Consider the following 12,012-nt stretch of genomic DNA (forward strand, 5'->3'; position numbering starts at 1 on the left):
AAACTTTTTTCAATCCCTGGAAGATAACACACTGGAATCAATTGAATACGGAATGGAACCAATACAAGACGAATGTTTATCGAAAAAAACAGTAAGTATTCTTCAACAAACGGGTGCAATAGTAGAACAAGGAGTTGTCGGTACGGCAAGTCCTATTGTGTTATAGAGGCATATTTGTTAAATAAAGTAATTCTATTGAAAGGTGGTTTTAAAGATGGGATTTGACGCTGTTTACCTAATTATTATTTCTGGACTCATTATATTATTTGTATTATCTTTTACACTTTTTATTAGAAGAATGCTTATAAATTCTTCAATTAAAAACACAGGGTCTAATGAAATTGAAAAAAAGTTCGATACGATAATTGAACAAAACAATAAAATTATATCCCTGTTGGAAAAGAAAGGTTAAGCATTGAACTTTTCAACTATCGGGTGTAATTATTAAACAAGAGCAGTACCAAAAACTGGTGCTGCTCTTCCTTTTTTAAAAATATTTCCTATAGAACTCTTGTCTCAACTTCCCACTAAGTTGGGCATAGATTTTTGTTGTTTCACTTTTCTCATGTCCTAAGAGGCTTTGGATCACTTCGATTGGAGCACCATTATTTAAAAGTTGTGTTGCATAACTGTGCCTTAGCTGATGCGGATGGATTGTCTTATTAATGCCCGCGCGTTTCGATATACGTTTGATGACATACCTCATTTGGGCAATGCTCATTCGGTGTGGTGCTCTTTCAGTTACAAAGATAGCAGGATCTCTATCTCTTCTAGTATCCAAGTATTTCTTTAGCCAAATATCACAGCGGATATTAAAGTAAACTTCCCTTTCTTTATCTCCTTTTCCACGGATGATTATTGACTGGCCTCCCCATTTGATATCATCTCTATCCAATAAAACAATTTCTCCGATCCGACACCCCGTTGAAAACATAAATTCAAATAAAGCCTTTTCCATCGGTGATATGCAAGCATCCCTAAGATATTCTATTTCTCTTTCAGTTAAGAATTTCGGAATACGCTTCCCTAGCTTTGGTTCCTTTATTTTCCTAGCAGGATTTATATCTATTATCCCTTCTTCATGCGCCCAGCGATATAGCGACTTTAAAAATCGAATGCGGTGTGATAGACTCGATGGCTTCAGATTATCGCTTGATGCAGCTAAATAACTTTTCAAACACTTTGTTGTAACATTTTGGATTTCGATATTTCCAATCGAATCAATCAATAATTGAACTTGAGTTTGATAAGCCGTCAATGTGTGTTCTGAATAACCTTCAATTTTCTTATCCGCGACATAAGCATTGAAAGCATGAGATAGTAACATAACATCCCCTCCCAAATTAGTGTTTAACTACTTCATTCCCATTTCGGAGGATATTAAATAAAATACAAAAGGCCAATTCCTGTTTAGTTGATGCTTTATCATCGAAAAATCCTGGCCCTATTATTCAAGTTTTCTCAAATTAAGTGGCGAACGCTAGTTCTTGTATTTGTGTTTAAATCATGGTAAAGTTTATTTACAGCTGAAGTTTTATGGGTGGGTGGTTGTCACTAAACCCTTTCTTTTTCGTAAAGAAGGGAGGTGAAAACCATGGATATTTTCTTGGAGTTTGTAAAAGAAGTTTTTAAAGGGATTGTACGTGCAATTAGTGCGTATCTATTCCAAAAAACCTTTTTAGACAAAGAGAAAACCACCCGTCGCCGTAGAAAGCAGGGTGGTTCTCGAAACTAATAACCTTTGACAACCATCACCTGTTCGGCTAAGGCTGTAAAGAGAGAAGTTAGCGCTTCTCTCTGTTAGTATCTATATACATTTTACATGAAAAATATGCAAATATCAATATTTTAAAATAGGATCACTCCCCCAGTGAAATAATGCTTTAACTTGATGAGGAACTGACCAAATCTTAATTATTTTAAAACGGTTTAAGTATCATTAATGTGATGATCGTCAAAAAGATGATATTGATTAAATGCTCGTATCGAAATAATTTCTTTGATTCAATATGATAATGCTCTGGAATTTCTTCTCCCTCTATCTCAGCAAAAGATTGCTTCAGCGGTTTTGAAATCGGGCTTAATATAAGCGGCCCCATTGCTAAGGCGATCAAGTAAAGAATTAAGCTTGCGATATACCAAACCTGTGTGAATAGATAGGTGTTCAAAAATCCCATCAAGAGACCTGTTACTAATAATAATATCCCGCCAACCATCGTAAATATATGTAAAGAATTTCGCACTTTAAAAGAATGTTTTACTTCGGTCATGTTTTGAGGATTTGATCCTGTAACAACTATAGTCATCACTAGACCAGGCCCCATACCAAGTATAGCTGAAAATATATGAATAAATACGAGTAGTTCATAGAAAGACAAATCGCTTCCCTCCTCATTTACAGTTTACCATATAATCATTCTAATACATTCTATGAAAAGTTCAGTGATATAACTCACAATCTTTAAAAATTTTATGATGAAACCGTATACTTGCTTTTACCCAACTCTTCTACTAGAATTTAATGCAGTCTAACGTTTGCTATCGTTGCTTTAAGAACAACTATTATATAAAGAGAAACAGGGGAGAATGATGATGGAGAAATCTTATTTGGCTTCAATTATTCGCGAGCGGAGAGCAATAAAAAAGGGCTATAATAATAAATCAGTCAGCGAGGAAACTGTTCGTGAACTTCTACAAGATGCATTATGGGCACCTACGCACGCCATGCGTCAGCCTTGGAGGTTCATTTTTGTTGATAAACAGAATCTACCTAGCTTTGCTAAGAAAATAGCTGCAACATATCCTGAAGAAAGACAAGAAAACCGGGAAAATTATTTAAACGAACCAAATGCAATTCTGGTTGCTGTCATGGAAGTACCAGACCTACCAAAACAATACGATGAAAACTTCGGGGCAATCTCTGCGATGCTACAGAATTTTTGGTTGCTATCTTGGGAGAAACAGCTTGGAGTTGTCTGGAAAACAAATCCTCATATCTATGACGAAAAAGTAAAAGAAATTTTAGATGTAAAAGAAAATGAAAAAATCGTTGGCTTCATCCATATGGGCTACTTTGACGAAGCACCAGAACCGAAAGAAAGAATCCCATTAGAAAATAAATTTACTCGTTTTGAAGGATAAAAGCAAAAGTGGAAGCGCCCGTTCAGCAACGTACAAACTGGAGCGCTTCGTAATAAGATAAAGGAAACACGACGAACGAAGAGAGTCGATGTTGACTTATCGTAATGGAGAAGCGTGAAGTTTGATAGTTGCTGGGCGCTGGAACTGGACGTGGATAACCTCTTATAAAAATTATCCATAAGATACTAAATCTATAATTTTATAGTTAATAAATGATACCTCCCAGCCAATACGGGAGGTATCACTTATTTTATGCCTCTTCTTTTCTTCGCTTCTTCATAATCTTCTTTAGAAAACTCGCCCTTCTCCTACCGTTCCTTCATAATTTCAAGAGAGTCACAGGCACTAGTATTCGACTTTCCCTCTCGAAATCTGAGAAAAATAATTAGAAGTACTGTAAGAACAGCAACAGTCAAAATGACACGTATAATTAACTCTACTGGCAAGAAAATCCCTCCATTAATATAGTCGTTCGTTGGAAGAATAACCTTATATTGGGCTTCCTAACTTAATCATCGTCAGAAGAATTCCCTCTATATTTCTTCTCACTCTGTGAGTCATCTTGTGTATGATGCTTATTCTTTTCGCCTTCTTGTTCTATTTTTAGATCTTCTATAGGGATATCATCGACAAATTGCTGTTCACGAAAGTCATCAAGCTTTGTGCGGTCTTCTTCATTCCACTTTGTGCGTTCTTTGCTTTTGTTTTTATCCTTCTCATTCATCGTCTATCACCTCTTGGCTTTTTATTTACTGTTTCCTTTTATCAAGCGTAATAAACGTTTTCTGAATTTATTTTATAGCTACACGATAAAATTCAATGTCATACACATATATTTCTTTCGCAGCATTTTTTATCTTTATCTCACCTTCGTAGATAACCTCATGTGTAACAATATCTAATATCGTTAAATATCGTGAACGTATTCCATTCCCTTTTGAAGTGCTGATAACTGCCACCTTTTGATTGTCTATCGGATGAATACTACTAAGTTCTTGATTCAAGTCTTCATTATATGAAATAGTATCTGATGATGATTCTCCACTTGCCATATTGTATTTTCTAATCATCATTTCCCCTTCTGCAAAGTGAGTTCGATAAATCATTTCATCATGAATCATTGTAGTAGCAGTTGCATGCCATTCCTCTAAAGCATGATTTGAATCTGTGAACCACTCTTCAGGTACATTTATTTTTTCTATCTCACCCGTTTCAACTTGATAAGAAAATAATTCTATACCTGCCGTCTGAGCATAATATCCTTCTTCATCCCACTCAGATATTGTTTTTTCAATCACTAGATAAGGTTTTTTCATAAAATCATACGCGTCATTAATTATTCTAAAATCCACTAGATCATCGCTTTCAAATAAAGCTTCTTGACTGGCTACTACTTTGTTATTTCGATCGACTTTAAAAATACTTAGTGATTCTTGACCTTGATATTGTATATTCGAAAAGATGTGAATTTCGTCATCAACTAATTCCACAGTTTCTATCGAGAGAAAATCATAGGCTGTTTCGTCAGCCAAATCGATTTTAAATGATTGTACATCCTTCGTTGATTTATCTAAAATTGAAATATCGAAGTAAAAGCCTCTATTCGTTCGACTTTGCGAAAATGGTCCGACATATGCGACTTCGGTATCATTTTCATGAAATAGTTCGAGATTATCTTTTCCTCTCATGAACCCTTTGTAATCTTTTCTCAGTTGTTCCATTTTAGAAGGTGAATAATATGCTCCTGTCATTCGCTCGAAATAACCACTTTCACTTTGATAGTGTGTTCCTTCACTACTTAATTTAAAGCTATCATAGCCAGTCCCATAATAAATTTCATTTTGACCACTAGATTCATAAAAATTTCCGTAGATTTCAATATCATCGTGAATTCCTTCAGTATCTACATTAGCTTTAAGGTCTAGTTCTACTTGTACTCCTTTTGCTATGGCGGTTTGGATATAATAAGCTCCAAAGGTTAAGAGAATTACAATAGCTAAGACGAGTAATTTCCAATAGTGTCTCACGTTCATCCCTCCTATACGGTTACTTTCTTATTTATTAAATGTTTACTAATCATAATCGCAGATGCTGTAATGATGGCCCATAAAACCACCTTAACTATAAAAAATTCAATTGGGTACAAATAGTTTTTCTGTGTCCAGATGATAATAAATTCAGGTAAAAATAATAGAAGAACTACTAGTATTGAATAAATAATTCCAATCCCTAGTCCTTTTAATCGGTAACTTCTTTCAAAAAGGATTGCAGTAAATAAAACAAATACAGCCGTAAAACCAACCGCATAATTAATTAAAAACTCTATGAATGTCGGAGGTATAATTAATCCTAGATACATGTTACTGTACGTGCCATACATGGCTTCCATTATTGATTGATCCATTCTTAGATTGGCAGGAACGATCCATTTAATAATGTTGATTGCTGCTAAAAATAAAATAATTTGTAAGGCTACTAATCCTAGTACCATTAGAAAAATGGCTGTAGCTTTAGAGAAGAATATATTCATTCTTGCTGTCGGTAGCATTAGTAAACGATAAATAAAAGTATTTTTGCCAAACCAATCTCTATACCAAATAAAGAGACAATAGATAAGTAAAGTAGCGGCTGAAAACATGACTGGCAAGACATACCATTCCGAGCCCAATAGCCTCGACAAGCCCATCATGCCACTATACTCCATAAACTGTGAAACACTCTCTCCTCGCAAATACACCGCGTTATTATACTCATTCATATAATTATTGGATAGGATAACCGCACCGGCGATCTGAGAGATAATTGTTACTCCTACAAGAACGATATATATTTTTATAAATCTACTAAGTTCAAAATTCACTAACTTAAAATAGTTCTTCATCCGCGGTAGACCTCCCTCATCACATCGACTACTGATTTCCCTTCCACCTCGCGCATTTCTTCTGTGTTAAATTCTTTAAAGACAATACCATCATCAATTAACACAACTTTATCGATGAGATGTTCAATATCATTTATTTCATGAGTTGTAATGATAACGCCACGGTCTTCAACTAAATGGCTTGTGAAAACATCTGCTATTTGCTCACGACTAAATATATCAATCCCAGAAAATGGTTCATCCATTAATAAATAATCTACATCTAATGCCAAGCCCAATAGTAAATTTGCTTTAGCGACATTTCCTTTAGATAAACTTGAGATTCTATCTTCCTTTTTCAACTTAAAAAAATGCAGGAGTTCTTCTGCTCTTTTGTCATTCCAACTCGTGTAATAGTCTTTCATAAAATCAATTGCTTCACTAATTTTCATTTGCGGTAACATCGTTATTGCATCAGGAATAAAAGTTATTTTTTCATATGATTCCTTTGATATTTTTTTACCATCTATTAAAATTTCACCACTAGTCATTGGTGTCAGGTTCATAATTCCATTTAGAATGGTTGTTTTACCAACTCCGTTTATACCGATTAGACAGGTTATTTCCCCACGTTCTGCAGTAAAAGAAACACCCTGAAGCACTTTTTTTCTGCCAAAACTTTTTGTGATATTTTTTACTTCGATCATTTCTGTGCTCCTTTCTCGCTTTCGTATTTTTCTTTGATTAATTCAATGATTTCGTCCACTGGCATATTAATTGGTTTAACCGCTGTTATAAAAGAATGGACAGCCTCTTCAATTAGTTGAGTGCGGAGATTATTTAACACCTTCTCATCCTTCGTGATTCTGCTCGGATTGTTGCCCTCAGTAATAATCAAATTTGCCTCCTCCATTTCCTTATATGCTCTTTGAGCGGTATTTGGATTAATTTTCAACAGACTTGCGAGTTCTCTTCTCGTGGGAATTTCCTCTCCAGCTGCATATTCTCCACTTATTATCTTCTCTTTAAAGTGTTGAACGACTTGAATATAAACGGGGTCTCTTTTATTAAAAGTAATTTTCATACGGTCCTCCTAACGCTCTAAAATAGCATTTCTTGTATTAAGCGTTTAATACATCAACTTTCTTGTATTATATGCTTAATACAAGAAAGAAGTCAATAAGTATTTAATCTATTTCTAAGCGAACTCTCAAAATATTTGATAAAGTATAGATATACATTCAGATAGCTATAATAATTGGAGGGAAGAATATTGGAAAAAGTAGATCGCGAATCAGGTATTATTTATGAATTCAATAAGACGAATCCACACACAAAAGTTGTTGAAGCTGGTACAACACTTGAAATCGAAACGTATGACTGTTTTGAAGACCAAATTCAATCGGAAGATACAGTGATTGATCGAATTGATTGGAATAAAATTAATCCTGCGACAGGGCCAATTTTCGTCGAAGGTGCTAAACCAGGTGATATTTTAAAAGTCAAAATCGAAAAGATTGATATTAGAAATCAAGGTGTAATGGCAGTCGTCCCTGAATTAGGAATTATGGGTCATGTGATCGATAAGATGGAAGCTAAAATCATGCAAATCAAAGACGATAAAGTAATTTTTAATGGCATTGAAGCTCCGATAAATAAAATGATTGGTGTCATTGGTGTCGCTCCAGAAGGTGAAGGCGTAAACTGCGGAACTCCTGGTGCACATGGTGGGAATATGGATACGAAATTAGTTGATGAAGGCGCAACACTGTACTTCCCCGTAGCAGTTGATGGTGCACTATTTGCTCTTGGAGATTTACATGCTGCGATGGGTGACGGTGAAGTAAGTGGTTCAGGAGTGGAAGTTGCGGGAAATGTTGTTGTTACTTTAGATGTTATTAAAGGTGAAAAAATTGAGCATCCGATGCTAGAGAACGATGAAGTTTTTACTCAAATTGCATCTGCTGAGGATTTAGAAACAGCGGCGAAACTCGCAGGAACATTAATGATTGAAAGACTTGTGGAGAAAACAGGAAAGCCGATAAGCGAGGTAACCATGCTAATGAGTATGCTTGCTCAATTAGAAGTTGGACAAGTTGTGAATCCTTGGAAGACGGCGAGACTTTCTGTACCGAAGTGGTTGTTGCGTGACTTGGGTGTTGAATTAATAGAAAATAAATAGTTTTTAAGTTTTCTAGTTGACAGTTAGCAAATAAGCAGATATAGTGATATTTAAATTTATTTTCCATAAAACTTAATAATAACGGAACTTATCAAGAGCGACCGAGGGATTAGGCCCAATGACGTCCGGCAACCTCCAGTATTATACTGGGAAGGTGCCAATTCCTACAGAATGATTCTAATTCTGAAAGATAAGCAAAATATTTTATTTCGCGATGTCTTTCAATTTGAATTGAAAGGCATTTTTTTATGGAAAATATAAAAAAACAAAAAGGGAGTCATACAAAATGAGAAAGAGCTTACTATTTTTAACATCAATTATATTTGTACTAATTTTAGCAGCATGTGGAAGTGGAGATGCAGCTGAGGAAAACTCGGCACTTAGCGAAGAGAAGTTAAAGATTGGTGTGACAGCTGGGCCACATGAAGAAGTATTCAATATTGTAAAAGAAAATGCAGCAAAAGATGGTCTAGAAATTGAACTTGTTGTATTTACAGATTATATTATTCCAAATACTACCCTAGCAGAAGGCGAACTTGATGCAAACAGCTATCAGCATAAGCCATTTATGGATCAATTTAACGCAGACCACGACACAAACCTAGCAGCGGCATTCCCAACAATCATGAGTTTAATTGGTGTTTATTCAGAAACTATCACAGATATTCAAGATACACCTGACGGGGCGAAAATTGGAATTCCTAATGACCCGACAAACGGAGCAAGAGGTCTGATTATCTTTGAAGAAGCTGGTCTAATTGAGTTAGACACTGATTCTAAAGAAACAGCAACACCTCTTGATATTTCGAAAAACGAGAAGAATTTAGAGTTTATTGAATTAGATGCAGCACAGATTCCAAAAATGTTAGATGAAGTTGACTTAGCAGTAATCAACGGTAACTTTGCAACATCTAATGGATTAAATCCAGCAGAAGATTCTATCTTTACAGAATCAACGAACTCACCCTACGTTAACCAATTGGTTATCCGTGAAGAGAACTTGAATGATCCAGTAATTGAAAAACTTAAAAAAGCATATTACTCCGATGAAGTGAAAGATTATATTAACGAGACTTATCCAGGGACATATGAGGCTAGTTGGTAAAAACAAAAGTGAAAGCGCCCGATTAGCGACGTACAAACTGGAGCTTTCTGTAATGAAATAAAGGAAACACGGTGAGGGACGAACCGATGTTGACTTATTGATTGGAAGAAAGCGAAGTTTGATAGTCGCTGGGCGCTGGAACTAGACGATAACAAAAGTGAAAGCGCCCGGTTAGCAGATTTGAAAGGAAGAGATGGAATGATTGTTTTAGAAAATATATCGAAATCGTTTAACACAAAGAATGGCGTTGTGGAGGCCGTAAAGAATGTAGATTTACAAGTGAAGCAAGGTGAAATTCATGGTGTCATTGGTTATAGTGGTGCCGGAAAAAGTACTTTGATTCGCTGTGTTAACCTTCTGGAGCGCCCTTCTGAAGGTAAAGTTTTTATAGACGGTGAAGATATGACATCTTTTCCTTTACCAAAACTGCGAGAAGCAAGACAGAATATCGGGATGATTTTCCAAGGTTTTAATCTATTAAAGACAGCAACAGTTTACGATAATATTGCGATTCCTTTAAAGTTACTTGGACTAAGCAAAAGTGAAGTTAAAGAGCGAGTTGTTAAGTATCTAGATATTGTTGGACTTGCCGACCGTCATCATTCCTACCCAGCTCAATTATCTGGCGGACAAAAACAGCGTGTTGCGATTGCTCGTGCATTAGCACAAGAGCCGACTGTTCTTTTAAGTGATGAAGCAACTAGCGCATTGGACCCGGAAACAACCGATTCTATTTTAGATTTACTTTTGAAAATCAATCAAGAATTCGGGATTACGATTTTACTAATCACACATGAAATGAATGTCATCCAAAAGATTTGTGACTATGTATATGTCATGGAGGACGGGAATGTCATTGAGCATGGTTCAACGATTGATCTGTTTACGAACCCACAACATGAAACAACAAATAAATTTTTAAACACTATTTCGCAACGCAAACTGTCTTCAAGCTTAATTGATCAACTGAATGTATCTGGTAAAGTTGCTCGTTTAACTTTTGTTGGCGAAGCTGCTGGAGAACCATTACTTGCTGAAGCAACAGAACATTTTAATGTAAAACCTAATATACTTTCAGCGAATATTATCGAATTAAAAAATGGTATCGTTGGTATTCTTGTTATTCATTTTGATGGCAAGTTGGAAGATAGTCTCGCTGCAATAGAGTTTCTAAAGGAAAAAGGCGTTGGAGTAGAGGAGTTGGGAATTGAGCATGAATAATCTCTCTGAATTTACAAGTAAGTGGCTGCCACTCATAAATAAAGCACTCATAGAAACTTTCCAAATGACGATTATTTCACTGTTTTTCGCAATCATCTTAGGGGTTTCGATTGGAATCGTCCTCGTTATCACGCGTCCAGGACATTCTTTTGAAAATAAATGGGTCTATAACATTCTTAATATATTCGTAAATATTATTCGTTCGATTCCCTTTATTATTCTTTTATTCTTTATCCTGCCGTTCACAAAATTCATCGCAGGTACTGTCATCGGTGTAAAAGGTGTGATTGTTCCACTCGTGATTTATACAGCGCCTTATATTGCTAGATTAATAGAATCTGCATTGCTTGAGGTCTCCCCTGGTGTTGTTGAAGCTTATACCGCAATGGGAATAAAGCGTCGTTCGATTATCTGGAACGTCTTATTACGAGAAGCAAGACCTTCGATTATTCTTGGATTAACAATTGCGACCGTGAGTTTGATTGGAGCTACAGCAATGGCAGGTCTTGTCGGGGCTGGCGGACTTGGTGACCTTGCCTATCGTTATGGTCATATTTCTTATGAGGTAGAAGTCATGTACATAACTGTCTTCATCCTTGTTGTCATCGTCCAAGCTGTCCAGATGCTCGGAAACTATTTATCAGCTAGATTGAAAAGAGATTAACACTTACTATATCTACTCTTCTTTAGTACTATAAGAAGAGTAGATTTTTTAATTAAAGGAGTTTTATATAAAATGAAAGTAGTTTCTTGGAACGTAAATGGAATTCGTGCTTGTGTACGTAAAGGTTTTATGGATTATTTTAATGAAGTAGATGCAGATATTTTCTGTATTCAAGAATCAAAATGTCAGGAAGGCCAAATAGATTTAGAGCTTGATGGCTATTACCAGTATTGGAATTACGCTGAACGAAAAGGTTATTCTGGTACTGCCGTTTTCACAAAAAAAGAACCATTATCTGTACACTATGGTGTTGGCGATGAAGAAACAGAAGCTGAAGGCAGAATTATCACACTCGAGTATGAGGACTTTTATCTTGTGAATGTATACACTCCAAATGCCAAGCGAGATTTAACTCGATTAGAGGAGCGGTTGGAATGGGAAGATAAGATGTATAACTACCTAAAAGAACTGGATAAGAAAAAACCATTGATTTACTGTGGAGACCTTAACGTTGCTCACCATGAGATTGATATTCGCAACTATAAAACCAATTACGGAAACTCTGGGTTTACAGTGGAAGAACGAAGTAAGATGACACGACTGCTTGATGATGGATTTGTGGATACACTACGCCACTTCCACCCAGAAACAGAGGGAATATATACGTGGTGGTCTTATATGGCTAAAGTTCGTGAGCGTAATATTGGTTGGAGGATTGATTACTTAATTGTTTCGGAGAGAATCAAAGATGCACTCCTTCAGTCCGTTGCACATCCTGATGTAATGGGTAGTGATCATTGTCCAGTGATGTTGGAGATGGATGAGACTGCATTATAAAA

15 protein-coding genes and 1 riboswitch are annotated in these 12,012 nt (G+C 35.9%); of the genes, 8 read left to right on the forward strand and 7 right to left on the reverse strand.

Going from position 1 to position 12,012, the window contains the following annotated elements; translation table 11 throughout:
- The first annotated feature begins 214 nt into the window (after positions 1-214).
- On the forward strand, positions 215-412 hold the full coding sequence (locus ACXYMZ_RS15300) for a DUF4083 family protein (protein WP_458949277.1): 198 nt from the start codon (positions 215-217) through the stop codon (positions 410-412).
- A 75-nt stretch (positions 413-487) separates the two neighbouring features.
- Here ACXYMZ_RS15300 and ACXYMZ_RS15305 read toward each other — a convergent pair whose 3' ends face one another.
- Positions 488-1,327 carry a tyrosine-type recombinase/integrase gene (locus tag ACXYMZ_RS15305; protein WP_458949278.1) on the reverse strand — a complete coding sequence of 280 codons (840 nt, stop codon included), beginning with the start codon at positions 1,325-1,327 and terminating at the stop codon, positions 488-490.
- 267 nt (positions 1,328-1,594) lie between these two features.
- On the opposite strand from ACXYMZ_RS15305, the gene ACXYMZ_RS15310 reads away from it, so the two are divergent.
- The gene (locus ACXYMZ_RS15310) at positions 1,595-1,735 is read left to right on the forward strand and encodes a hypothetical protein (RefSeq protein ID WP_458949279.1); all 141 of its coding nucleotides are present in this window, start codon (positions 1,595-1,597) and stop codon (positions 1,733-1,735) included.
- Between the two features lie 184 nt (positions 1,736-1,919).
- Here the strand turns inward: ACXYMZ_RS15310 and ACXYMZ_RS15315 are convergent, their stop codons facing one another.
- The gene (locus tag ACXYMZ_RS15315) at positions 1,920-2,378 is read right to left on the reverse strand and encodes a DUF2269 domain-containing protein (protein ID WP_458949280.1); all 459 of its coding nucleotides are present in this window, start codon (positions 2,376-2,378) and stop codon (positions 1,920-1,922) included.
- Positions 2,379-2,592: 214 nt separating this feature from the next.
- Here ACXYMZ_RS15315 and ACXYMZ_RS15320 point away from each other — a divergent pair, with 214 nt between their 5' ends.
- Positions 2,593-3,141 (forward strand): nitroreductase family protein, encoded by a 549-nt coding sequence (locus ACXYMZ_RS15320; protein WP_458949281.1) that lies wholly within the window; start codon positions 2,593-2,595, stop codon positions 3,139-3,141.
- A gap of 508 nt (positions 3,142-3,649) precedes the next feature.
- On the opposite strand, the gene ACXYMZ_RS15325 is transcribed toward ACXYMZ_RS15320, so the two are convergent.
- From ACXYMZ_RS15325 to ACXYMZ_RS15345, 5 genes are all read right to left on the reverse strand, one after another.
- On the reverse strand, positions 3,650-3,865 hold the full coding sequence (locus ACXYMZ_RS15325; RefSeq protein ID WP_458949282.1) for a hypothetical protein: 216 nt from the start codon (positions 3,863-3,865) through the stop codon (positions 3,650-3,652).
- A 67-nt stretch (positions 3,866-3,932) separates the two neighbouring features.
- On the reverse strand, positions 3,933-5,168 hold the full coding sequence (locus ACXYMZ_RS15330) for a hypothetical protein (protein WP_458949283.1): 1,236 nt from the start codon (positions 5,166-5,168) through the stop codon (positions 3,933-3,935).
- Positions 5,169-5,179: 11 nt separating this feature from the next.
- Positions 5,180-6,022, reverse strand: coding sequence for a hypothetical protein (locus ACXYMZ_RS15335; protein WP_458949284.1), 843 nt, complete (start codon positions 6,020-6,022; stop codon positions 5,180-5,182).
- Entirely contained in the window at positions 6,019-6,708 is a 690-nt protein-coding gene (locus ACXYMZ_RS15340) for an ABC transporter ATP-binding protein (RefSeq protein WP_458949285.1), read from the reverse strand. Before ACXYMZ_RS15340 ends, ACXYMZ_RS15335 begins: the two co-directional genes overlap by 4 nt.
- Positions 6,705-7,085 carry a GntR family transcriptional regulator gene (locus tag ACXYMZ_RS15345; protein ID WP_458949286.1) on the reverse strand — a complete coding sequence of 127 codons (381 nt, stop codon included), beginning with the start codon at positions 7,083-7,085 and terminating at the stop codon, positions 6,705-6,707. Before ACXYMZ_RS15345 ends, ACXYMZ_RS15340 begins: the two co-directional genes overlap by 4 nt.
- A 189-nt stretch (positions 7,086-7,274) precedes the next feature.
- Here ACXYMZ_RS15345 and ACXYMZ_RS15350 point away from each other — a divergent pair, with 189 nt between their 5' ends.
- From ACXYMZ_RS15350 to ACXYMZ_RS15370, 5 genes are all read left to right on the forward strand, one after another.
- Positions 7,275-8,183 carry an acetamidase/formamidase family protein gene (locus ACXYMZ_RS15350; protein ID WP_458949287.1) on the forward strand — a complete coding sequence of 303 codons (909 nt, stop codon included), beginning with the start codon at positions 7,275-7,277 and terminating at the stop codon, positions 8,181-8,183.
- An 85-nt stretch (positions 8,184-8,268) separates the two neighbouring features.
- Positions 8,269-8,380: riboswitch (SAM riboswitch) on the forward strand.
- An 89-nt stretch (positions 8,381-8,469) separates the two neighbouring features.
- Complete coding sequence (locus tag ACXYMZ_RS15355; RefSeq protein WP_458949288.1) at positions 8,470-9,288, forward strand: MetQ/NlpA family ABC transporter substrate-binding protein; 819 nt, start codon at positions 8,470-8,472, stop codon at positions 9,286-9,288.
- A gap of 198 nt (positions 9,289-9,486) precedes the next feature.
- Entirely contained in the window at positions 9,487-10,509 is a 1,023-nt protein-coding gene (locus tag ACXYMZ_RS15360) for a methionine ABC transporter ATP-binding protein (protein WP_458949289.1), read from the forward strand.
- A complete protein-coding gene (locus ACXYMZ_RS15365; RefSeq protein ID WP_458949374.1) occupies positions 10,502-11,173 on the forward strand; it encodes a methionine ABC transporter permease in 672 nt (223 codons plus the stop codon). Before ACXYMZ_RS15360 ends, ACXYMZ_RS15365 begins: the two co-directional genes overlap by 8 nt.
- Before the next feature lie 72 nt (positions 11,174-11,245).
- On the forward strand, positions 11,246-12,010 hold the full coding sequence (locus tag ACXYMZ_RS15370) for an exodeoxyribonuclease III (RefSeq protein WP_458949290.1): 765 nt from the start codon (positions 11,246-11,248) through the stop codon (positions 12,008-12,010).
- Positions 12,011-12,012 lie beyond the last annotated feature (2 nt).

This window comes from Oceanobacillus sp. CAU 1775 (assembly GCF_054482815.1).